Below are 23,000 nucleotides of genomic sequence, written 5' to 3'. Positions count from 1 at the left end.
TTCACCGCCGGTGGTGCGTTTCGTCCCGGCCCCCCTCCGGCTGACCTGCGCTTATCGTCGTCGCACCCCCTGAGACCCGGAGGATCCATGAATCGCGCCACCCGGGCGGCCGGCGCCGCCTTCGTCGGGACCACGATCGAGTGGTACGACTTCTACGTCTACGCCACGGCGGCCGCGCTGCTCTTCGACGACCTGTTCTTCCCCAACGCCTCCAGTCCCACGGTGGCGCTCATGGCGTCCTTCGCCACGTACGCGGTCGGCTTCTTCGCCAGGCCGCTCGGCGGCATCGTGTTCGGCCACTTCGGCGACCGGGTCGGCCGGAAGTCGGCGCTGGTGGTCACGCTGCTCATGATGGGCGGCGCGACGTTCGCCGTGGGCCTGCTGCCCACGTACGCGTCGATCGGCACGCTCGCCCCCGTGCTCCTGGTGCTGCTCCGCTTCGTGCAGGGGCTGGCGGTGGGCGGCGAGTGGGGCGGGGCCGCGCTGATGGCGGTCGAGCACGCGCCCGAGGGCAAGAAGACCTTCTACGGCGGTTTCGCCCAGCTCGGCAACCCGGCGGGCGCGCTGCTGGCCACGGGCGCGTTCAGCCTGATGACCCTGTTCGGCGACGACGCGCTGCACTCGTGGGGCTGGCGGGCGCCGTTCATCGTCTCGGCCGTGCTGGTGCTGGTGGGCCTGTTCATCCGGCTCCGCGTCGAGGAGTCACCCGTCTTCGAGGAGACCGAAAAGACCGGGGTGCCGATCAAGGAGGTCTTCCGCACGTCGTGGCGGTCGGTCCTGTTCGGCATCGGGACGCTGCCGGTCGCCATCGGCGGCTACTACATCCTCACCACGTTCCTGCTGTCGTACGCCACGGGCCCGTCGGTCGGCGAGACCGAGCAGCTCATCCTGAACGGCCTGAGCTTCGCCGCGTTCGTGGAGCTGGTCGCCACGCTCGGCATCGCCTGGATGGGCGACAAGTTCGGCGGGCGCAAGGTCGCCATCTGGTTCCTGATCGCCACGGCGGTGCTGGCGGTGCCGCAGTTCGCGGTGCTCGGCACGCACAGCACGTTCCTGATCTTCCTGATGCTCGGCGTGATGCGGCTGGCCACCTCGGGCACGTACGGGCCGATGGCGGCGATCCTGTCCGAGATGTTCCCGCCGCAGGTCCGCTACACCGGGATCTCGCTCGCCTACCAGGGCGCCGGCGCGATCTTCGGCGGCCTGTCGCCGCTGGCCGCGACCGCCCTCGTCGGCGCGTACGGCGGCGCCGCGTGGCCGGCCGTGGCGCTGCTGGTCGCCATGTGCGCGCTCAGCGTGCTCTGCCTGGCCGTGGCGCCCCGTCACCGCGACCACGTGCCGGCCGCTCCGATCCCCACCGAATAGGAGAGTGCATTGTCCACCACCGTCATCACCGGCGGGAACGCCATCACCATGGACCCCTCGAACCCGTACGCGCGGGCCGTGGCCGTACGCGACGGCCGCATCCTGGCCGTGGGGCGCGAGGAGGACGTCCTCGCCCAGGCGGGCCCGGGGGCCGAGGTCGTGCGGGCGGGCGGGCGCAGCGTGCTGCCCGGCTTCATCGACCCGCACAACCACCTGCTGTCCACCGCGGAGACGCTGGTGGCGGTGGACGCGCGCTACCCGGCCGTGGGCAGCGCCGCCGACCTGGTCGCCGCCGTCGCCGCCGAGGCGGCCAGGACCCCGGCGGGCCAGTGGATCAGGGCGTACGGGATGGACGACGCAAAGTACCCCGGCGGGCGGCCGACCCGGCGGCAGCTCGACGAGGCCACCACCGAGCACCCGGTGATCGTCTACCACGTATCCGGGCACCAGGCGGTGGTCAACTCGGCCGCGCTGTCCTGGCGCGGCATCGGCGACGACGTGGCCGACCCGGCGGGCGGCGCGTTCGTGCGCGACGAGGGCGGGCGGCTGACCGGCATGGTGCTGGACTCGGCGATGGAGCTGCTCCTGCCGGTGGCCGTGGACATCGGCTGCCACGGCCCGAACTTCCACGTCGACCTGCCCCTGGAGCAGCTGCGGTCGTGGCTGGAGCTGGCCGGGGAGACGTACCTGCGGGCCGGGGTGACGACCGTGTGCGACCCACAGGTCTCGCGCCGTGAGCTGCTGGTCTACCGGTCCGCCTGGGAGGCGGGCACGCTGCCGGTGCGTACGGCGGTCATGCCGCTGTCGCACATGCTGGACGAGCTGTCCTCGATCGGCCTGGCGGGCCCGTTCGGCGACGACCGGCTGCGGTTCGGCGCGATGAAGTTCTACTGCGACGGCACACTGCTGGGCGGCACGGCGATGTTCGACGAGCCGTACGGCGAGGGCTTCACCGGCTCCCTCTACCACCAGCCCGAGCAGCTCGTCGACCTCGTACGCCGGGCCGCGACGGCGGACTGGCAGATCGGCATCCACACCCAGGGCGACCGGGCCATGGGCTACTCCCTCGAAGCGATCAAGGCCGCGGTGGCGGTGTCCGGCGACGATGCCCGGCCCAGGATCGAGCACTGCGGTCACCCGACGCCCGCCCAGGTCAGGGAGTTCGCCGCGCTCGGCGTGATCCCGGTCAACCAGCCCAACTTCCTGTACGACAGCGGCACCGACTTCGTACGCCGGCTCGGCGAGCGGCGCGCGCACCGGCTGCAGCCGATCCGCGAGGAGCTGGACGCGGGGCTGCGCCCGGTGCTGTCCAGCGACTCGTTCGTCTCCTCGCTGCGGCCCATGGAGACGGTGTCGAACGCGGTGCGCCGCCGCACCAGGGAAGGTGGCCCGATCGGGGCTGAGCAGGCGATCACCCTGGAGGAGGCGCTGCGCGCGCACACGATCGACGCGGCGTACGCCCTGCGCATGGAGGACCGGATCGGGTCGCTCACGCCCGGCAAGCTCGCCGACGTGGTGGTCCTGGACGGCGACGTCCGGAGCCTGCCCGCGGACGCGCTGTCCGGCGTGGACGCGTGGCTGACCATGCTCGACGGGGACATCGCCTACCGCGCGGGGTAGCCCGCCGGCGGGCCGGCTTATGGGGCGCGCCGGCTTATGGGCCGCCCCGCCGCCGGGCGCGGATACGATCGAGTGGTCCCGTTCGGAGAAGGAGGCGCGGTGCCGGGCACGGAGGAGCCGAAGGGCGGCGAGCCACAGGCCGCCGGGCCGGCCAAGGCGGTCACCTGGCTCATGCTGATCTACCGGGTGCCCACCGAGCCGACCAGGCTACGGGCCGCGGTCTGGCGCAAGCTGCGCAACCTCGGCGCCGTCTATTTGCAGAACTCCGCGGCCGCCGCGCCGCGCACCCCGCAGAGCGAGCGGGCCCTGCGGGCGCTGCGCAGCGAGATCGTCGAGTCGATGTCCGGCCAGGCGTTCCTGGTCAGCACCTCGTCGGTCATCGGCGAGTCCGACCTGATCGCGCTCTACAACGCCGCCCGCGACGACGAGTACGAGGAGATCCTCGACAAGTGCGCCGACTTCCACGAAGAGGTGGCCAAGGAGGTGCGGGCCAAGCACTTCACCTACAGCGAGCTTGAGGAGAACGAGGAGGATCTCACCAAGCTCAGGGGCTGGTTCGAGAAGGTCACGGTCCGCGACGTCCTGGGCGCGGCCCGGCGCAAGGAGGTCGTCAAGGCGCTCGACGACTGCGCGCGGACGCTGGAGGAGTTCGCCGCCTCGGTCTACGAGGCCGAGGACACCGCGATCTTCCAGCACGGCGCCGGGTGAGCGCCGGGCTATCTGTCGCGCACGTCGATCCGCAGCGCGATGGCGAAGGCCGCCATCAGGCAGACGCCGAGCACCGGCGCGAGCACCGCTGACGGCGGCCCGAACGCCAGCAGCGCCACCGTGCCCAGGGCCAGCGTGACGACCACGGCGACCGCGATCTTCCAGTCGTCGCCGATGATCAGGTCGTACCAGAACTGCCCGAATCCTCGGATGAACCCCATGTCCAGCTCCCGGAAGTAGTCGGCACGACCGCGGACGGACGCCTGAGCGCGCGCACCATCAGGCGCGACAGCCCGTACCAGGCGGCGATGAGCACCAGGATCGCCAGGTCGGCGCCCGGCCATTCCAGGCTCTCGCGGCTGTCGGTGAAGATGCCGAGCCCCTCGACCGACCAGTACGTCCCGAAGCCGGCCAGCAGCAGGCCGACGCCGTACTTGAGGGTGTTCTCCGGCACCTTCGACAGCGGCCCCCTGACGGCGACGCCCACGACGAGCACGAGGAGCACGCCGACGACGGCCGCCGCGATCGCCACCGGCAGGTTGCCGGCGCTCAGGCCGAAGGTGATCACGATGAAGACCACCTCGACGCCTTCGAGGAAGACGCCCTTGAAGCTGATCATGAACGAGAACCAGTCGAGCCCCTTGGCGCCGACCTCGCCCGCGCCCTTGGCGGCGGCCACCTCCTCGGCGAAGATCTGCTCCTCGTCGTGCATGGCCTTGCGCCCCGACGACCGCAGGATCGCCTTACGGAGCCACTGCAGACCGAAGATCAGCAGCAGGGAGCCGATCGCGAACTGCAGCGCCGCCTCCGGCAGCCAGGTCGCCAGGGCGTAGCCGGCGGCTGCGGTGAAGGCGGCCAGGGCCACGAGGGCCGCCGCCACGCCCATGAGCGTCGATCGCCAGCTCCGCGTCATGCCCATCGCCATGACGATCGTCATCGCTTCGACCATCTCCACGATCGAGGCCGGCAGCACCGCCGCGCCCAGGCCCCATGCAGCCGCAGTCATCGGCCCCACATCCTTCCGTTGCGAAAAGAATGTAACAGCCGTTAGTTTGCCCACATGTCAGCTGATATGTCTACGCGGTGCGGCGAAGGGCATGTGCTCGCCCTCCACGTACGCGGGGAACGGCTGGTAGACGTTCACGCCCGGGTCCCCGCGGAACAGCAGGGCCGAGACGAACGGCTGCTCCTCGCTGGTGATCCGGGTCGAGGTCGGGATGTAGCGGATGGTCAGGCCGCAGCGGCGGTGCGGCGAGGTGTTGGCGTTGGAGGCGTGCAGGATGTTGGGGTGGTGGACCTCCACGTCGCCGGCCGCCAGGACGAGGTCCACGGCCTGTGACTCGTCCACCGTCACCGCGCTCTCCGAGCCCAGCACGTTGTCGATGTCGTCGCGCTGCCGCAGCTCGTGCAGGTCCTGCCGGTGCGAGCCGGGGATCACGCGCAGGCAGCCGTTCTCCGTCGTGGCCTCGTCCACGGCCAGCCAGAGCGTGACGACGCGCATCGGCTCCAGCGGCCAGTACGCGCCGTCCTGGTGCCACAGGACCGGCTTGCCGGAAAAGGGCGGCTTGCTGATGTAGTGCGAGGCGAACAGCGCGATGTCGGAGCCGACGAAGAGCTCGGCGATGTCCAGCAGCCGGTCGTCGCCGACCAGCCGCACCCAGAAGGGGTCGCGGGCGACCAGCTCGGTGCCCAGGTCCTCGCCGTTCAGGTCGGGGTGCTTGGCCTGGAGCCAGGCGACGTGCTCGCTCGCCTCGGCGACCAGGTCGCGGTCGAGGACGTCACGGAAGATCGTGTAGCCGTCGCGGTCATAGTCCTGAAGGGTCCGATCGACTCTCACCATGCGCTCCTTGTGAGGGTGGGGCGTCACTCGGATTCTTCGGTCTTCGCGGGACGGGTTACTAGTAATCACCGCTCCACAAGTATTAATTTCCTGACATGCCGACCGTCCTGCGCTGGATCGAGTTCGCGGCCGGTCTGCCGTACCACGCGGCCCTGGTGCCGGTGAAGGGTGGCCGCAGGGACCGGCCGGAGCCGCACTCCCACGCCGACTTCCACGAGCTGGTCTTCGTGACCGCGGGGGCGGGCGTGCAGCGGGTCGGCGAGGTGGAGCAGCCGCTGCGCGCCGGGGACGTGGTGCTGGTACGGCCGCACGACCGGCACGAGTTCGCCTCGGCCGACGGCATGCGCTTCGTCAACATCGCCTTCCCGAGCGAGCGCTGGCGGGCCTTCGCCGACCTGGCGGGGCTGGCGGGACCGGCGGACTGGGACCGCCGGGAGCTCCCGCTGTCGGCCCGCGCCGACCTGGACGGGCCGGTGGCGGCGGAGTTCGGCCGCCTGCTGGCCGCCTACTCCGGCGTGCCCCGCGTGCTCGACCTGGTCGGACTGCTGACCGCGGTCGTCCCGCTACTGGAGGGCGCCGACGGGACGGCCGTGGACCGGCGGCCCGGCTGGCTGGTCTCGGCCTGCGTCGCGATGCGGCGCGAGGAGAACCTGCGCGAGGGCCTGCCCCGGCTGCAGTCCCTCGCCGCCGTCAGCCCGGGGCATCTGGCCCGCTCGATGCGCAGGCACTACGGGTGCACGCCGATCGGGTTCGTGGTCGGACGGCGGCTGGAGCACGCCGCCCTGCTGCTGACCACGACGACGGAGGGCATCGGCCGGATCGCCCAGCGCTGCGGCTTCTCCGGCCAGTCGTATTTCGGCCGGCTCTTCCAGGAGCGGTACGGCATGGCCCCGCGATGTTACCGGGAGGTTACGCGGCGAGCCGTCGTCCCTCTGGACAGCCAAGATATCAAGTGATTAGATGACTTAATCCCCCCAAGATCGAAGAGGAGGCCGGGCATGATCCGGTCACTTGGTGTCGCCGCCGTCATCTGCCTCGCTATCACCGCCTGCTCCTCCGGCGGATCCGCGCCCAAGCAGGCCGCCGGCAAGACGGAGCTGAAGCTCTACAACGACAAGGGCGCCTGGAGCAAATACTTCGACGAGATGGGCAGCCTGTCCAAGCAGCAGATCGGCCTGTCCATGAAGCCGGTCGGCTACACCGACGAGCCGACGTACCAGGCGTTCATCAAGGCGTCGTTCCGCACGGACGTGAAGCCCGACCTGTTCACCTGGACGACGGGCGGGCGGCTGGCCGAGATCGTCGCGCAGAAGCAGGTCTCCGACACGACCGCCATCTGGCAGGAGGCGATCAAGAACGGCGACCTGTCCGCCGACCTGGCCAAGTACTACACGGTGAGCGGCAAGCAGTACTGCGTGCCGCTGAACGCGGCGTACTGGGGCATGTTCTACAACAAGAGCGTCTTCGACAAGTACCAGCTCAAGCCGCCGGCGACGTGGGACGAGCTGGTCAAGGTCGCCGAGACGCTGAAGAAGAACGGTGTCAAGGCCTTCTACCACACCAGCGTGCTGTTCTCCTTCGTCTGGTTCGAGCAGCTCCTGGCCGGCACCGACCCCGACCTCTACGACCGCCTCTCGACGGGTCAGGCGAAGTACACCGACCCCGGCGTGGTCGACGTGATGAAGCGGTGGAAGTCGATGATCGACGCCGGTTACTTCAACAACCCCGGCGACAAGACCGACCCGGGCGATGTGCTCAAGACCGGCAAGGCCGCGATGGTGTCGTTCGGCACCTGGTTCAACACGAGCATGACGCAGCGCGACATGAAGGCGGGCGACGACTACGGCTTCTTCGTCATCCCGAACGTCAACCCCGCGCTGCCCAAGACCTCGATGATCTTCGAGAGCGGCCCGCTCTGCTCGCTGGCCAAGGCGCCCGACCCCGACGCGAGCACCAAATACCTCAAGTGGTGGGTGAGCTCGTCCGCCCAGGAGAAGTGGGCCACGGCCAGGGGCGACGTCTCGGCCAACCCCAAGGTCGCCATCGCCGACCAGGCCATCGCCGAGGTCAGCAAGGCGGCGGGCAGCGGCGACTACCGCCTGGTGAACCGCTACTTCGAGGCCACCCCGCCCCCGGTGCTCACCGCCGCGCTGGACGGCTTCGGCGCCTTCGTCGTCAAGCCGGACACCTACCAGAAGGTCCTGACGGACATCCAGGCCGCCGCCGACGAGTACTGGAGCACGCACCCGCAGGGCAACTGAGCGCCGGTCAGGGCAGGAAGCCGCGGTGGCGGGCGGCGATCACCGTCTCCATGCGGGTGTGCGTCCCCAACTTGCGCATCGCGTTGCGCAGGTAACTCTTGACCGTCTCGGCCCGGATCCCGAGCCTTTCCCCGGTCTCCGCGTTGCCGCAGCCCACGGCGACCAGGGCGAGGACGTCGAGCTCGCGCGGCGACAGCGGGCTCGGCCGCTCCGGGATCCGGCCGTCCGGGCGGGCCAGCCGGTCGCACACGTCCTGGAGCCGGGCCCGGAGCCCGGCGTCGGCGACGTCCTGGGTGATGGCCCTGAGCTGGGCGTGCGCCTGGCGGACCGCCTCCCACTCGCCGGCGGACGGCGACTCGCGGGCGGCCCGGGTGATCGCCGCGGTCTCCATCTCGGCCAGCCGCCGCTCCACCTCCCGCCTGACGGCCAGCTCGAAGCCCACCCGCGCGGCGACCTGGGTCATGGCGTCCACCACGCGGTCGCTGATCGACAGAGGCTCGCGGATCCCGCCGTACAGGACGCCGGAAACGCCGCCGTCCACCGTGACCGGCACCGCCGCGATGGCCCGCAGCCCCTCGGCGATCACGGGTTTGTCGTACTCGTGGCTGATGCGCGGGTCGGCGGCGTAGTCGTCGACGGTGCCGGGGCGCGCGGTGGTGATCACCCGGCCGCCGAGCCCGTTGCCCGCGCCGACGACCAGGCCGCGCAGCGCGCCGGTCAGGGTGCCGCTGAACTCCGTCAGCGTCACGCCGAGCGAGCGGGACCCCACCACGCCGCCGAACACCACCGGCAGGCCCGTCGCCCGGCGCAGCCGGCCGACGGCGGTCTGGAACGCCTCACGATCGATGGGCGCGTACGGTGCGGCCATGGGTCCAGCATGGACGAGGCCCATGGCGGAGAGCCACCCCCGAAAGGGGGTGGTGCCGGGCCGGGTCCGGGGGAATTCTCCGTTCATGGCTGACGCACTGCTCTCGTACGCCTCGGGCGGGTCCGAGGTCCCCCTGCTGGGCGAGACGATCGGCGAGAACTTCGCGCGCACCGTGGCGCGGTTCGGCGAGCGCGAGGCGCTGGTGGACGTGGCGGCCGGGCGCCGCTGGACGTACGCGCAGCTCGACGCCGCCGTGAACGAGGTGGCGCTCGGCCTGCTGGCCCGCGGCATCGGCAAGGGCGACCGGGTCGGCATCTGGGCACCCAACTGCGCCGAATGGGTGCTCGTCCAGTACGCCACCGCCAAGATCGGCGCGATCCTGGTGAACGTCAATCCCGCGTACCGGGCCCACGAGCTGGCCTACGTCGTCAAGCAGTCGAGCATGCGGCTGCTCGTCAGCGCGGTCACGCACAAGAGCAGCGACTACCGGGCGATGATCGACGAGATCGGGTTCGGGAACGCGGTGTTCATCGGCGAGCCCGGCTGGGACGAGCTGGTCGAGAGCGGCAGGCGCGCCGACCCGGCCCTGCTGGCGGAGCGGGCGGAGCGGCTGACGTTCGACGACCCGATCAACATCCAGTACACCTCGGGCACGACCGGCTTCCCCAAGGGCGCCACGCTGTCCCACCACAACATCCTCAACAACGGCTACTTCGTCGGCGAGCTGCTCGGCTACACCGAGGCCGACCGGGTGTGCCTGCCGGTGCCGCTCTACCACTGCTTCGGGATGGTCATGGGCAACCTCGGCGCGACCTCGCACGGCTCGTGCGTGGTGCTGCCCTCGCCGGGGTTCGACCCGGAGGCGACGCTGCGCGCCGTGCAGGCCGAGGGGTGCACGTCCCTGTACGGGGTGCCGACGATGTTCATCGCCGAACTGGCCCTGCTGACCGGGTCCGGAAATTTCGATCTTTCGACGCTCAGAACGGGCATCATGGCCGGATCCCCGTGCCCGGTCGAGGTCATGAAACGCGTCGTCAGCGAGATGAACATGACCGAGGTCGCCATCTGCTACGGCATGACCGAGACCTCACCCGTGTCCACGATGACCCGCCGCGACGACGGCCTGGCCCGCCGCACCGGGACCGTCGGCCGCGTCATGCCGCACATCGAGGTCAAGGTCGTCGACCCGGAGACCCGGCTGGCGCTCCCCCGCGGTGTGCCGGGCGAGCTGTGCACCCGCGGCTACTCGGTCATGCTCGGCTACTGGGCCCAGCCCGACGCCACGGCCGAGGCCATCGACGCCGCCCGCTGGATGCACACCGGCGACCTGGCCATCATGGACGCCGACGGCTACGTCAGCATCGTGGGCCGCATCAAGGACATGGTGATCCGCGGCGGCGAGAACATCTACCCGCGCGAGATCGAGGAGTTCCTCTACGGCCACCCGGACGTCGCCGACGTGCAGGTGATCGGGGTGCCCGACGAGAAGTACGGGGAGGAGCTGATGGCCTGGATCGTCATGCGGCCGGGCGTCGAGCCGCTGACGGCCGAGCGGGTCAGGGAGTTCTGCGCGGGCCGCCTGGCCCACTACAAGATCCCCCGGTACGTGCACGTGGTGGACGCGTTCCCCATGACGGTCACCGGCAAGATCCGCAAGGTGGAGATGCGCGAGCGGGCCGCCGGCATCCTCGGCACCTGACGCCGGACCGGCTCCGCGGTCGTAGGAAACCACGGAGCCGGCCCAGAATGCGCGCCGTCACGGCGAGCTACCCGTGAGCCTTCACTACCGGCCATGACGGATGGTCACCGGCGTCGGCGCGTGCGGCCCAGCGTGCGCAGCCGTAAAGGATGGGCTTGAAGATCGGCGCGCGGCCCAGCGTGCGCAGCCGTAAAGGATGGGGGTGTGCGGCGCCGCAGGAGCACGGCGCCGCACGTCAAGAAAGATGGCGTCGCGCGTCAGTTCTGGTCGAGGAAGCGTTGGGCCAGCGTGCGGCCCAAGTTGACCGCCTGGGTGTGGTTCTCGATGGTCTGGACCTTGGTGCCGGAGCCGGTGAAGACGATGTACGTGACGCCGGTGTCCGTGCCGCCGTTGCTCGGGTCGGGGTTGATGCCGAGGTCGGCCGCCGTCCGGTAGGACGCCTCGCCGATGATCCCGCTCGGCCCCGTGTCACCCATCACGGCGTACTCCACCTGCCCGTTGTAGACGATCGCCACCACGGTGCCGCAGCCGATGCCCTTCGTCCGGTAGTCCCAGATGGAGCTGGTGCTCGGCACCACCATGTACGCGAGCTGCGCCGCGTTGAGCGGCGAGTCCCCGCTGGTGTGGCAGGCCGTGTCGGGCTGGAAGCAGCAGTCGGTGTTCTCGTTGCACTGCGTCGTGCGCACCCCGTCGCAGTCGATGTCCATGTCGCCCTTCCAGAACACCGCCCCGGTCTTCTCGCACACCGCGACCGTCGCCGAGCTCACGTCGGAGTCCGTCTTGTACTTGCCGTTGGAGATCTGGCTGCACGCGGTCACCTTCGCGAGGAGCTGGTCGGCCGTCGGCCCGGTGCCGCCGCTGCCGGTCGTGCCGGTGGCCGCGGCGCTGTGCCCGGACTCGTTGCCCGCCGCGTCGATCGCGGTGACCGTGTACGTGTGCGTGGACCCGGCGGTGAGCCCGCCGATCGTGGCGCCGGCCGTCGGCGTGGTCGTGACCACGGTCGTCCCCTCGTAGACGCGGTAGCCGGTGACGGCCACGTTGTCGGCGGAGTCCGTCCAGGCCAGCGTGATGCTGGCGGCCGAGGTGCCGGTGACGCGGACGTCCGCGGGCACGGTCGGCGCCTGCCCGTCGGGCCCGCCGGAGCCGCTGACCGAGAGCCGGTCCACGTTGGGGCCGCCGTTGGCGGTGGTGCCGGTCGCGCGGACGGTGTTGACCCCGGCGTTCAGCGACACCGTCAGCGCGGCGTCCGCCCAGGTGTCCCAGCTGCCGGTGCCGGGGCAGTCGCGGGTCTGGACGGCGGCGCCGTTCACCGCGACGGTCATCGGCCGGTTGACGGTCGTGCCGTTGGCGTACCTCAGCGTGAGGGTGTGCGTGCCGGCCTCAGCCACGTTGACGGACCACTCGATGTAGCCGCCCACGGCGTTGACGTAGTCGACGAACCCCGAGCCGGTGTATCCGGTGTGGTTGGTCGCCACTGAGGCTTCCGAGAGCGTGGCGGCCTCGGCCTGGTACTCGGTCGCGGGCGCGTCGGCCATGGTGACCTCGAGGTAGTCGAGGTTGGGGTTGCCGCCCGAGGCCGTCGAGGTGACGCGGATCTTGTTGTCGCCCGCGGCGAGCGTGGCGGTCAGGGTGGAGGTGGCCCACGTGGTCCAGGCCCCGGTCGGGCCGAACGTCCGCCCGGCCGAGACGACCGTGCCGTTGACCGAGACGTCGGTGGTGCGGGTCGTGGTGGTGCCGTTGGCGTAGCGGATGGCGAGCGTGGCGGTGCCGGCCGCGGGCGCGTTCACCGTCCACTCGGTGTACGGGCCCGCGGCGTTGTCGCTGTTGACGAAGCCGGTGCCGGAGAACCCGGCGTGGTTGGACTCGACGACGCCCTGGACGTTGGTGGCGTTCTCGGCCTCGTACCGCACGGTCGCGGCCCGGGCGGGCAACGCGACCAGGCCGGTGACGGCCAGGCAGGCGACGGCCAGGATGACGAGGCGGCGTAAGCGTGGGGGGTGCACAGGCGTTCCTTCCGATCAGCGGACGTCTCAGGAGACGTCGAGGTAGTCGACGTTGGGTCCGCCGTTGGCGGTGGTGCCCGTCAGGCGGACGGTGTTGGCCCCGGCGTTCAGCGACACCGTGAGCGTGGCGTCCGCCCAGGTGTCCCAGTCGCCCGTGCCGGGGAAGTCGCGGGTCTGGACGGCGGCGCCGTTGACCGCGACGGTCATCGGCCGGTTCACCGAGGTGCCGTTGGCGTACCGGATGGTGACGGTGCGCGAGCCGGCCTCGGCGGCGTTCATGGTGAACTCCACGTACGAGCCGGTCACGTTGTCGGCGTTGACGAACCCGGTGCCGGAGAAGCCGGAGTGGTTCGACTCGGCGGCACCCTGGGAGATCGTCGCGTTCTCGGCCTCGTAACGGGTCGCGGCGGCGGCCGGCCGGGCGCGGATGAGGCGGGTCTCCCCGGGGCGCAGGGTGGCGCTGTAGGAGGAGGCGACGGTGCCCTCGGAGGCGCCCGACCACAGGTTCGTGACGGCGGCCGGGCCGGTGAAGCCGGCCTGCGCCCAGGTGACGCTCACCGTGGAGTTGCCCGACGTGCCGGTGTTGTAGAGCGCGACGATGTAGTCGCCGTTGGCCTCCCGCTTGCGCCACACCTGGTTGACGCCGCTGTTGACGACGCGCTGGGCGGCCACGCCGTCCTGGTTGACCGCGATGAGCCGGTCGTTCTTCAGCATCGCCAGGTCGACGGAGGTGAGCGCGGTCAGGTCGGTGCCGAGCAGCAGCGGGCTGGCGGCCATCGCCCAGTGCGTCATGTGCGAGCGGCGCTGGTCGGCGGTGAGCCCGACCTGGTCGCCGTTGCCGATCTGCAGCGAGTCGTAGTCGTTCCAGCCGCCCGGACCGGCGTACTGCTGCCAGGAGGCGGCCGAGTTGAACCGGCTGACGACGTGGGACCAGTCGGTGAGCGGGTAGCCACTGCCGTTCGGGCCGGACCCGCAGTAGCACTCGACGTCGCCCTGGGTGCGCCAGCTGTTGGCCAGCCGCTTCCAGGTGGTGGCCTGGGCGATCGGCAGGTTGTTGGAGAGCGCGAAGTTGATCGGCCGGCCGGTCTGGCGCAGCGCCTTGTCCCACGCCTCCACATCCGCGACCGTGGACGCGTCCGCGCCGTCGATCTTGAGGTAGTCCACGCCCCACGAGGCCATCTGGTCGGCCCACGAGTTGATGAACGCCTGCGCGCCCGGGTGGGAGTACTTGAGCCGGTACATGTTCTTGCAGTTGTAGTTCTTGTGGGTCTGCGAGGTGTCCGCGATGTCCTGCGCGTGGTACGACGTGCCCTCGATCGGCTTGTTGGCCGTGACGGCGTTCTTCGCGATGCCCGGGGTGACGTAGAAGCCGAACTTCAGCCCCTTGGCGTGCACGTAGTCGGCCAGCGCCTTGATCCCGGACGGGAACTTGGCGGTGTCGACCGCCCAGCGGCCGTAGCCGTCGACGACGAAACCGTTGGAGTCGCACTTCTGGTAGAAGTCGTCGAGGTTGACGTAGACGTAACCCTTGTCGGCCAGCCCGCTGCTGACCAGCGCGTCCGCCTGGGCCTTCATCTTGGTCTCGTCGGGCCAGCGGCGGACGAAGCTCCAGCTGCTCCAGCCCATCGCGGGCCTGATCGACAGCCCGTTGTCCGAGGCGGCGGCCGGTGCCGCGGGCAGGGTCAGGCACGTGGCGGCCACCGCCAGCGCCGTGAGCCCCGCTTTCATGAGCGCCGCTTTCATGAGGCGCCTCCCGTCGTGACGTCGATGCAGTCGAGGTTCGGGTTGCCGCCGTCGGTCGTCGCGGTGACCCGCAGCGTGTTGGCCCCGGCGTTGAGCGGGACGGTGAACGTGTCGGTCGCCCAGGTGGTCCAGGCGCCGGTGCCGGGGTAGTCGCGGTTCTGGGCGGCGCCGCCGTTCACGGTGACGGCCGCCGGGCGGCTGGTCGTCGTCCCGTTGGCGTAGCGCAGCGCGATCGTGGCGGTTCCGGCCGCGGGCGCGTTGATCGTCCACTCGGTGGAGGAGCCGGTGACGTTGTCACCGTTGACGAAGCCGGTGCCGGAGTAGCCCGCGTGGTTGGACTCGACGACGCCCTGCGAGATCGTCGCGTTCTCGGCCTCGTAGCGGGTGCCGGTGGAGCCGCCGCCGCCCGCGTACTGGCCGCCGACCCACGCCTCGTCCACCCGCCAGCGGGCGACGCCGTGGTGCCCGGTCTTGGAGAGCCGGACGTAGCGGGCGGTGACCCCGTTCAGGTCGATGAACTGGACGCCGCGGGCGTTCGGCACGGTCCCGGTCTTGACCGCGCTCCCCCAGGTCGAGCCGTCGTTGCTGACGTGCACCTGGTAGCCGGAGATCCGCGCCGACCCGGACGACGGGTAGACGGTGGAGTCCTCCCGCTGGTTGAACGCCAGATACTGGACGGGCTTGGCGGACCCCAGGTCGAAGGTGAGCCGCGCGGGCTCGGCGGCGTCGCTGTCCCAGTAGGTCAGGTAGTTCCCGTCACCCGCCGCCGCCGCGCCGTGGCCGCTGGTGGACGAGCTCGCCGACAGCGTGACGCCGGTGTAGATGCCCTGACGGCCGCTGGTGACGACCTTGAAGACGGTGTCGTACTGATCCCAGCCGGAGATCCCGCTGAGCGTCAGCGTGCCGCCCGACTGCGTGAACGCGACCGGCGCGCCCGTGCGCAGGTTCGTCACCGAGCCGACCCGGTAGCCGTTGTCGCGCAGCGACAGCGTGCTGCCGGACGGCGGCGTGATCACGTGGATGTAGTGCCGGTTGGGGTCGTCCTTGGCGACGGTGGTCACGCCGTGCGCGCCGTTGTTCCAGAAGCCCGGCTTGAGCCCGCCGAACATGTAGCCGCCGCCTTCCGTGCCGCCGAGCGACTCCCAGATCTCCTCCAGGTACGTGTTCGCGAAGTTGTTGAAGCTGACCTGCTGGGCGGGGAACTTGCCGTTGACCATGGCGGTCTCGGCCATCAGCGCCTTGATCGACGACCCCGCGTTCGTGATGAGCCGGCCGAGCGTGAGCTTGCGGTCCACGGCCTGGTCGGAGCCGCCGTACCACCAGGGGCCGCCGGTGGGCAGCTTGAAGTCGGCCTCGATCAGCCGCGGCAGCGCCGTGTAGACCGCCTGCGGGTAGTCGTACGACGGCGTCATACCGGTCTTCTGCTCGTTGCTGATCATGTCCATGATCGGCGTGTCTTCGTTGTTGTTCGAGATCGTCATGTCGGGGCGCTGCTGGTAGATCTTGGCGTAGAGGTCGTTGCGCTCCCAGTAGGCGTTGTCGTTGTCGATCCAGAACCCGGCGAGCTTGGGATAGCGCTGCATCTGCTCGAAGAACTGCAGGTAGCTGAACTCGCCGAACCCGTCCCGGGTGGTCAGGTCCACGTCGTGGCCGACGTAGCTGGAGAAGGCCGAGGAGTTGAGCCACGACCCCGACGACAGGCCCTCGTTGTGCCACTGCGGGTCGTCGGTCATGTAGTGGATGACCTTCAGGCCCTGCGCGTCGGCGGCGTCGATCAGCTCGCCGAGGAAGTCCCGCGTGGTGCGGCAGGAGCCCGGGATCGCCGACGGGTACGGCCGGGCGTAGCCGAGCCGGCTGTGGAAGGTGGCCAGCACGATGTACTGGGCGTGCAGCTTCTTGGCCTCGTTCACCCAGTAGGAGGCGCTCCAGCCGCCGTTGGTGACGTCGGCCTCCCACGCGCTGCAACTGGTGTGCTGCGGCGAGGTTCGCTCGCCCCAGTGCAGGAAGAGGCCGGCGATCGAGTTGCGCAGGAACGCCTGGCGCGGGTGTTGCAGGTCGGCCCGCGCCGGGAGGGCGGTGAGCAGGCCGAGCAGGAGCGCTAAAACGGCGAGCGTCGCCGTGCGTCTCATGGTGCTCTCCTAGGATCCGGGAGTGAACGCGGGGTCGCTGGAGATGGCGACCCGGTCGAGGCGGGCGCCGTCCTCGCGGTAGGCGAAGGTGATCGTGCGCGCTCCGGCCGCCAGGTCGTACGTGACGGGCAGCTTGGCCCAGTGCCAGGAGGTGCCGATCGGGATGTTGTTCCAGTTCGTCCACGAGCCGGTGCCCGAGCGCACCCAGAACGAGTCGTCGCCGTCGTTGGCGGCGATCACGCGGGCCCAGACGGCGAACGTGCCGTCGTGCTCGACCGTGAACGGGATCGTGGTCCAGCCGGTGGAGGGCGCGCTGGACTTGCTGTTGTTGCCGGCGGCGACGGTCACGTACGAGCCGCCGGACGCGGCCTGGTCGGCGGCCGTCTGCATGGGGGCGGTGACCGTGCCCGCCTCCGCCTCGGCGTACAGGCTGTCGGGGGTGCCGGGGACGGGTGTGGAGTTGGTGGCGCGCACGCGCAGCGCGCCGCCGGAGGTGTCGGCGCTGTCGCGCACGGCGTAGCCGCTGACGCCGCTGAACCCGACGTCGTAGGCACTGCCGCTGCCGCGCTGGGCGACGACGCCGTTCACCTGCACGTCGGAGGCGTCGTCGGCGATCGCGTAGGGCCGGTTGTCGTTGTCGTCGAACCGGGTCTCGCCGTTGAGCGTGATGCCGGTGGCGTGCCTGATCCAGTAGCCGTACGAGGGGCGCGCGCCGTAGTCGCGCGGCGGGTAGGTGGTGAGGAACTCGCCGGGCACCCGGGTGGCCTCCGAGGCGGGGTGGCCGCCGGGGACGGTGAGGTCGACGTTCTGGAACGTGATGCCGGGGCCGAGGTCCACGGACGGCGTGCCGGTCAGCGTACTGGTGTAGTCGGAGGCGCCCACGGTGCCGGTGACGACGGGCGCGGTCAGGTTGGTCCCGGTCACGTTGGAGATCGTGATGTTCCGGATCCGTCCGGCGGGGGGCGAGCCGGGGCAGCGCTTCCGCTCACCGATCTTGAAGAAGAACGGCGACGTGGTCTTGGTGAGCGTCACGTTGTCGTAGTGGACGTCCTCGATGATCGCGCCGTCCATGGACACGATGCCGATGCCGGCCTTGCCCGCGCCCAGCACGGTGATGTTCTCGAACCGGAAGTCGCGGAAGCTCCCGCAGGTCTCCGACCCGAACTGGAGCGCGTTGTTCTCGTGTGAATAGACGGTGGTGTCGCGCACGCGGACGTTCTGGCTGGTGTAGGTGTGGCCGAGCGCGTAGTCGCTCTTGAACACCAGGGCGTCGTCACTGGCCTCGATGCGGCTGTTGGTGACGGTGACGTTCCAGCTGTTGATCAGGTTGATGCCGTCGCGCACGCCGCTGCTGGAGTTGATCGTCTTGAGGTTGTCGATCGTGATGTCGTGGCAGCCGTTGATCAGGGCGGCGAAGTGGCCGCCGCGCCGGAACGTGACGCCTTCGAGGCTGACGTTCGAGCACTCGGTGAGGGTCAGCGCCTTGTCGGCCTGGCCGGAGGACGGGTTGCCGGTGATGAGGTTGCCGTCGCCGTCGATCGTGCCGGTGCCGGTGATGTGGAAGTCGGTGATGCCGCTGCCCCACATGAGCGAGTTGTGGAAGTGGCTGTGGCCGTAGTCCTGGTAGTCGTCGTTGGGGTTGGACTCGGCGGCGTCCATGCCGCTGCTCGCGGCCAGGAGGGTGGCGCCGGAGTCGAGCCTGAGCGTGACGTTGGACTTCAGGTGGATGGTGCGGGCCCGGTAGCGGCCGGAGGGAAAGACGACGGTTCCGCCGGGTGCCGCGCTCGCGGCGTTGATGGCGCGGTCGATGGCGTCGTCGTCGTTGGTCGAGCCGTTGCCGGTGGCGCCGTAGTCGCGCACGTTGAACTCGGCGAGCGCGTGCGCCGGGCTCACCGGGAGGGGGGCGGCTCCGAGCAGGGCGAGGGCGCATACCAGCAGGGCTCGGGCGAGCGGTTTCATGGCTGGAGCTCCACATAGTCGAGATTGGGCAGGCCGCCGGCGGTGGTGGCGGTGAGCCGGACGGCGTTGGTGCCGGGGACGAGGGGCACGGTGACGGAGGCGGACACCCAGGTGGTCCAGGCGCCGGTGCCGGGGGCGTTCACGGCGGATCCGGCGGCGGTGCCGTTGACGGTGACCGCGAACGGCCGGTTGGTGCTCGTGCCGTTGGCGTACCTGATCGTGAGGGACCTGCTGCCGGCCGCCGCCGCGCTCACCGCGAACTCGACGTAGGCGCCGGCCACGTTGTCGGTGTTGACGAAGCCGGTGCCGGAGTAGCCGGCGTGGTTCGACTCGGCGGCGCCCTGGAAGATCACGGCGTCCTCGGCCTCGTACCGCGTCCCGGCCGGCGGCTGGGTGTTGGAGATGTCCTTGCCGTTGACGCTCACCCGGGACAGCACGAGGTTGTCGACGTTCGACGCGGTCGGCGTGGCCGTCGTGATCCCGGTGAACGTGCTGTTGGAGATCGTGACGTTCTTGATGTGGTCGGTGGGGCGGCCGTCCAGGTCGTACGCCTGCGCCGCGCCGTCGATCGTGAGGCCGTCGGCGGTGAAGTTCTGCACGACCGGCGGCAGGGAGCCCGAGGTCTCGTAGTTGAGCGTGACGTACAGGGCGCTGCGCTCCAGGTCGTGGCCGGTGATGCGGCGCAGGTGCACGCCGTCCACGAAGCCGCCGCGGTTGAAGCTGGTCTTGACGTAGAGGGCGTACTTGACCGGGTAGCGGCCGGGGAAGTCGGGCGCGTTGCACTCGCAGTCCTCGGCGAACACGTCGCGGACCCCGCCGGACATCTCGCTGCCGATGGTCACGCCGCCCCACCGGCCGCTGAACTTGCAGTTCTGGATCACGATGTTCTGCGAGGGGCGGTTCACCCGGCGGCCGTCGCGGTCGCGGCCCGACTTGATGGGGACGCAGTCGTCGTTGGTGTCGAACTTGCAGCCGGTGATCAGCACGTCGGTGCAGGAGTCGGGGTCGCAGCCGTCACCCTGGGAGTTGGTGGAGTAGAAGGTGACGTTCCGGACGGTGACGTTGGTGCAGTAGACCGGGTGCAGGGTCCACATGGCCGGGTTGCGCAGGTTGACGCCTTCGACGAGCACCGCCGTGCAGTTGTAGAGGCCGATCATGTTGGGCCGCAGCTTGTGGCCGCTGCCGAACTGGCGCTGCGCCACCGGGTGGTCGTCCGCGCCCCAGGACCGGAGCTGGTCGCGGTCCGCGCCGCCGCTCCCCCACGACGACCAGTCACCGGCGGGCGCGTTGCCGTCGATCGTGCCCGTGCCCGTGATGGCGACGTTGGTCTGGCCGTTGGCGTAGATGAAGGGCGAGTAGTTGTAGCACTCGATGCCCTCCCAGCGGGTGAGCACCGTCGGCAGGTAGGAGCCGGGGTCCGTGCGGAACCTGATGGTGCCGTTCACCTGGAGGTTGACGTTCGAGAGCAGGTGGATCTTGCCGGTGCGGAACGTTCCTGACGGCACCACCACGCGGCCGCCGCCCGCCGCGTTGCACGCGGCGATGGCGTCGCGGAACGCGGCCGTGCAGTCGGTGGAGTTGTCCGGCTTGGCGCCGTAGTCGGTGATCGTGAACGTGCGGTCGGGGAAGGTCGGCGGGACGATCCTGGCGAGGATCTCGGGCACCCGGTCCCACGGCGACGCCGCCGTGGTTGCTGTGGGGACCGAGCCCGCCGCACCCGGGGCGACGGACTCGGCGTACGCGGGCCCGCCCGTGGTGCCGGTGCCGACGAGGAGGACGCCGCCCGCTTTGATCAGGTCGCGCCGGGAGATCGTCACTGGACCACCTCCAGGTAGTCGAGGTTCGGGCAGCCGCCCGCCGTGGCGGCGGTGAGGCGGACGGTGTTGGCCCCGGCGGCGAGGTCGGCCACCACGCTCCGGGACGCCCACGTGGTCCAGGCGCCGGTGCCGGGGAAGGACAGGCCGGAGGCCACGACCCGGCCGTTGACGGCCAGGTCCGCGGGGCGGTCGGCGCCCGTGCCGTTGGCGTACCGGACGGTCAGCGTGGCGGGACCGGCCGCGGCGGCGGTGTGCCGCCACTCCACGTAGGCGCCCGCGGCGTTGTCGGTGTTGACGAACCCGGTGCCGGAGAACCCCGCGTGGTTCGACTCGACGACGCCCTGCGAGATCGTCGCGTTCTCCGCCTCCAGCCGGGCGGCGGTGGCCTGCACCTGCTTGTACGCGCGCATGTCGCGCAGCAGCAGGTAGCAGTTCTGCAGCGAGCCGGAGGTGTCGCCGAGCGAGCGGTAGATGCCCCACTTGGGGCGGACCCGGTCGCCGAGGAAGGTGTCGCCGGTCTTGGTGGCGTCCACGAGCGTGGCGCCGCCGCTGCGCAGGACCCACCGCACCGAGCCCGAGCCGCCGTCGCCGATCTTGATCTCGTACTCGGCGTCGATCCACTTGTCGTGCAGCGGCTCGAGCTCGGTGCGCCCCACCAGGGTGTCGGACTCGAAGATCTTGTGTTCGATGGTCTGCACGCCGTTCACGCGGCGCAGCGAGGTGACGGTGATCGGGCTGGTGCCGGTGCCCGGCATCTTCGTCTGGCTGATGTGGGTGAAGGTCGTCGTCGCCTTCAGCGAGCTCGGGATGTACATCGAGTACGTGACCCGCCAGGTCTCCCCCATCAGCCAGCGCAGGTAGCCGTCCGGGTTCCGGTTGCCGGTGACCTCCTGGCGCTGCCGGTCCGTCGACGTGTCGCGGTCGGCGGTGTGCATGTTGAAGCGGAAGGCGTTGCCCTCGGCGTAGATGTGGGGCTGCCCGGCCGGATGCGAGTCGGCGCGGTCGTCCTCGATCGTCTCGAACGCGCCCAGCCCGACGGCGGCCGGATCGGGCGCCCACATGAGCTTCCAGGCGGGGGCGACGGTCAAGGTGCCGGCCGAGGCCGGCCTGGCGGGCAGGGCGGGGGCGAGGAACGCGGCCCCCACCAGGGCCCCGAGCTGGCGACGGGTCACGCTCATTGGACCTCCAGGTAGTCGAGGTTGGGGCCGCCGTTCGCGGTGGTGGCGGTCGCCCTGACGGTGTTGGCGCCGGCGGCCAGCTGGGCGGAGACCGTCGTGGACTGCCAGGTGGTCCAGGCGCCCGTGCCGTTGAAGGGTTTGGCCGCCGCCACGACCGTGCCGTTGACCGCGATGTCCATCGCCCGGTTGGCCGTGGTGCCGTTGGCGTAGCGGAGGGTGAGCGTCGCCGTCCCCGCCGCGGCGGCGTTCACGGCGAACTCGACGTACGAGCCGGCCACGTTGTCGTAGTTGACGAACCCGGTGCCGGAGAAGCCGGCGTGGTTCGACTCGACCACGCCCTGCGAGATCGTCGCGTTCTCGGCCTCGTACCGGTTGCCCGGCGACGAGCCCCCGTACAGGACGCCGTTGATGCGGACGTCGCGCAGCACGACGTTGTCGGCGTTGGAGAGCTGGGGGGCGGGGGTGTCGATCTGGGTGAAGGTGCTGTTGGCGATCGTGACGTTCCGGATGTGGCTGGCGGCGGAGCCCGACAGCTTGATCGCGAACGGCGAGCCGGCGATGTTCAGGCCGTCCACGGTGATGTTCTGGATGACCGGGTTGACGATCGGGCCGTTGCCGGGGCCGGTCAGGCTGTAGTTCATGTCGATGTAGAAGCCGCCCCGGTCGCACGGGCCGCCCGTCAGGTTGCGGACGTGCACGCCGTCCACCGTCCCGCCGCGCCGGTTGTTGGTCTTCAGGTAGAGGGCGTAGAACGAGTGGTAGCTGGAGCCGGCGAGGATGCGGTTGTTCTCGGCGAAGACGTTGCGGACGCCGCCGGACATCTCGCTGCCGACCGTGATCGCGCCCCAGCGGCCGTAGTAGGTGTTGTCGCGGATGACGATGTCGGTGGACGGCACGCCCACGCGGCGGCCGTCGGTGTCGCGGCCCGACTTGATGACGGTGCCGTCGTCGCCGGTGTCGAACGTGCAGCCCTCGATGAGCACGTCGGAGGAGGATTCGGGGTCGACGCCGTCCACCATCGCGCCCCGGCTATAGATTTTGACCCGCCTAACCGTGATATTTCGGGATAAGACGGGGTGGATGGTCCACATCGCGGGGTTCCTGATGTCCAGGTCCTCGACGAGGATGTTCCGGCAGCCGTAGAACTGGATCATGTTCGGCTTGAGGAAGTGGCCGTCGCCGAACTGCCGCTGCTCCACCGGCACGCCGTCCACGGCCTGCTGCTGCAACCGGTCCCAGTCCGGGCCGCGCTGGTCGTCGAAGCCGAACCAGGGGCCGGCCGCCGCGTTCCCGTCGATCGTGCCGGTGCCGGTCAGGGCGATGTCGGTCTGGTTCCTGGCGTAGATGAAGGGCGAGTAGTTGAAGCACTCGATCCCCTGCCAGCGGGTGAACACCGTCGGCAGGTACGAGCCCGCGTCCGATCTGAACCGGATGGTGCCGCCCGCCTCGACGTGCAGTCGCACGCCGGACAGCAGGTGGATCTTGCCGGTGCGGAACTTGCCGGTGCCGGGCACGAGCACCGTGCCGCCGCCCGCGGCGTTGCAGGCTGCGATGGCGGAGCGGAAGGCGGCCGTGCAGTCGGTGGAGTTGTCCGGCTTGGCACCGTAATCGGTGATCGGGAACGTGCGGTCGGGGAAAGTCGGCGGCACGATCCTGGCCAGGATCGCGGGCACCTGGTCCCACGGGGAGTCGAGCGGCTGGGCCGTGGCGGGCGCCGGCGGCAGCACGGCGCCCGCCTGCACGGGGACGAGCAGCGCTCCTTTGAGCACGGCCCTTCTGGAGGGATGCATCGGAGGCTCCGGGGGGTGGA

General features: G+C 70.4%; 17 protein-coding genes. 6 read left to right on the top strand and 11 right to left on the bottom strand.

Annotated elements, in window-relative coordinates; translation table 11 throughout:
* The first annotated feature begins 87 nt into the window (after nucleotides 1–87).
* From ABZX61_RS59270 to ABZX61_RS59260, 3 genes are all read left to right on the top strand, one after another.
* Nucleotides 88–1,365 carry an MFS transporter gene (locus ABZX61_RS59270; protein WP_355210357.1) on the top strand — a complete coding sequence of 426 codons (1,278 nt, stop codon included), beginning with the start codon at nucleotides 88–90 and terminating at the stop codon, nucleotides 1,363–1,365.
* A 9-nt stretch (nucleotides 1,366–1,374) separates the two neighbouring features.
* Nucleotides 1,375–2,985, top strand: a complete 1,611-nt coding sequence (locus ABZX61_RS59265) for an amidohydrolase (protein WP_355210354.1) — start codon at nucleotides 1,375–1,377, stop codon at nucleotides 2,983–2,985.
* Between the two features lie 99 nt (nucleotides 2,986–3,084).
* Nucleotides 3,085–3,693: a Chromate resistance protein ChrB gene (locus ABZX61_RS59260; RefSeq protein ID WP_355210351.1), complete on the top strand. Its 609-nt coding sequence runs from the start codon at nucleotides 3,085–3,087 to the stop codon at nucleotides 3,691–3,693.
* Between the two features lie 8 nt (nucleotides 3,694–3,701).
* On the opposite strand, the gene ABZX61_RS59255 is transcribed toward ABZX61_RS59260, so the two are convergent.
* Genes ABZX61_RS59255 through ABZX61_RS59245 form a run of 3 tightly spaced genes read right to left on the bottom strand, consistent with a single transcriptional unit; the run spans nucleotide 3,702 to nucleotide 5,533 of the window.
* Nucleotides 3,702–3,914 carry a hypothetical protein gene (locus ABZX61_RS59255; protein ID WP_355210348.1) on the bottom strand — a complete coding sequence of 71 codons (213 nt, stop codon included), beginning with the start codon at nucleotides 3,912–3,914 and terminating at the stop codon, nucleotides 3,702–3,704.
* Nucleotides 3,872–4,699 carry a hypothetical protein gene (locus tag ABZX61_RS59250; protein ID WP_355210345.1) on the bottom strand — a complete coding sequence of 276 codons (828 nt, stop codon included), beginning with the start codon at nucleotides 4,697–4,699 and terminating at the stop codon, nucleotides 3,872–3,874. Before ABZX61_RS59250 ends, ABZX61_RS59255 begins: the two co-directional genes overlap by 43 nt.
* Nucleotides 4,700–4,756: 57 nt before the next feature.
* Nucleotides 4,757–5,533, bottom strand: a complete 777-nt coding sequence (locus ABZX61_RS59245; RefSeq protein WP_355210342.1) for a phytanoyl-CoA dioxygenase family protein — start codon at nucleotides 5,531–5,533, stop codon at nucleotides 4,757–4,759.
* A 95-nt stretch (nucleotides 5,534–5,628) separates the two neighbouring features.
* Here ABZX61_RS59245 and ABZX61_RS59240 point away from each other — a divergent pair, with 95 nt between their 5' ends.
* Both ABZX61_RS59240 and ABZX61_RS59235 read left to right on the top strand, forming a co-directional pair.
* Complete coding sequence (locus ABZX61_RS59240; protein WP_355210340.1) at nucleotides 5,629–6,489, top strand: AraC family transcriptional regulator; 861 nt, start codon at nucleotides 5,629–5,631, stop codon at nucleotides 6,487–6,489.
* A gap of 42 nt (nucleotides 6,490–6,531) precedes the next feature.
* The gene (locus ABZX61_RS59235; RefSeq protein ID WP_355210338.1) at nucleotides 6,532–7,794 is read left to right on the top strand and encodes an ABC transporter substrate-binding protein; all 1,263 of its coding nucleotides are present in this window, start codon (nucleotides 6,532–6,534) and stop codon (nucleotides 7,792–7,794) included.
* Between the two features lie 7 nt (nucleotides 7,795–7,801).
* Here ABZX61_RS59235 and ABZX61_RS59230 read toward each other — a convergent pair whose 3' ends face one another.
* A complete protein-coding gene (locus tag ABZX61_RS59230) occupies nucleotides 7,802–8,662 on the bottom strand; it encodes a LuxR C-terminal-related transcriptional regulator (RefSeq protein ID WP_350742519.1) in 861 nt (286 codons plus the stop codon).
* Nucleotides 8,663–8,747: 85 nt separating this feature from the next.
* On the opposite strand from ABZX61_RS59230, the gene ABZX61_RS59225 reads away from it, so the two are divergent.
* Nucleotides 8,748–10,361 (top strand): AMP-binding protein, encoded by a 1,614-nt coding sequence (locus tag ABZX61_RS59225; protein WP_355210336.1) that lies wholly within the window; start codon nucleotides 8,748–8,750, stop codon nucleotides 10,359–10,361.
* Nucleotides 10,362–10,618: 257 nt separating this feature from the next.
* Here the strand turns inward: ABZX61_RS59225 and ABZX61_RS59220 are convergent, their stop codons facing one another.
* From ABZX61_RS59220 to ABZX61_RS59190, 7 genes are read right to left on the bottom strand one after another with little or no spacing between them, the layout of a single operon-like run.
* Nucleotides 10,619–12,364: a CBM35 domain-containing protein gene (locus ABZX61_RS59220; RefSeq protein WP_355210333.1), complete on the bottom strand. Its 1,746-nt coding sequence runs from the start codon at nucleotides 12,362–12,364 to the stop codon at nucleotides 10,619–10,621.
* A 27-nt stretch (nucleotides 12,365–12,391) separates the two neighbouring features.
* Nucleotides 12,392–14,107 (bottom strand): CBM35 domain-containing protein, encoded by a 1,716-nt coding sequence (locus ABZX61_RS59215; RefSeq protein WP_355210330.1) that lies wholly within the window; start codon nucleotides 14,105–14,107, stop codon nucleotides 12,392–12,394.
* Nucleotides 14,104–16,236, bottom strand: coding sequence for a discoidin domain-containing protein (locus ABZX61_RS59210; protein ID WP_355210327.1), 2,133 nt, complete (start codon nucleotides 16,234–16,236; stop codon nucleotides 14,104–14,106). Before ABZX61_RS59210 ends, ABZX61_RS59215 begins: the two co-directional genes overlap by 4 nt.
* A gap of 9 nt (nucleotides 16,237–16,245) precedes the next feature.
* Nucleotides 16,246–18,195, bottom strand: coding sequence for a glycosyl hydrolase family 28 protein (locus ABZX61_RS59205; RefSeq protein WP_355210325.1), 1,950 nt, complete (start codon nucleotides 18,193–18,195; stop codon nucleotides 16,246–16,248).
* On the bottom strand, nucleotides 18,192–20,012 hold the full coding sequence (locus ABZX61_RS59200; protein WP_355210323.1) for a glycosyl hydrolase family 28 protein: 1,821 nt from the start codon (nucleotides 20,010–20,012) through the stop codon (nucleotides 18,192–18,194). The genes ABZX61_RS59205 and ABZX61_RS59200 overlap by 4 nt, the downstream gene beginning before the upstream one ends.
* On the bottom strand, nucleotides 20,009–21,190 hold the full coding sequence (locus ABZX61_RS59195) for a CBM35 domain-containing protein (protein WP_355210320.1): 1,182 nt from the start codon (nucleotides 21,188–21,190) through the stop codon (nucleotides 20,009–20,011). Before ABZX61_RS59195 ends, ABZX61_RS59200 begins: the two co-directional genes overlap by 4 nt.
* Nucleotides 21,187–22,980 carry a glycosyl hydrolase family 28 protein gene (locus ABZX61_RS59190; protein ID WP_355210317.1) on the bottom strand — a complete coding sequence of 598 codons (1,794 nt, stop codon included), beginning with the start codon at nucleotides 22,978–22,980 and terminating at the stop codon, nucleotides 21,187–21,189. Before ABZX61_RS59190 ends, ABZX61_RS59195 begins: the two co-directional genes overlap by 4 nt.
* Nucleotides 22,981–23,000 lie beyond the last annotated feature (20 nt).

It is taken from the genome of Nonomuraea sp. NPDC003709 (genome assembly GCF_040610775.1).
GTDB classification, from domain to species: Bacteria; Actinomycetota; Actinomycetes; order Streptosporangiales; family Streptosporangiaceae; genus Nonomuraea; species Nonomuraea angiospora_A.
This window is presented reverse-complemented; position numbering and strand designations above follow the sequence as displayed.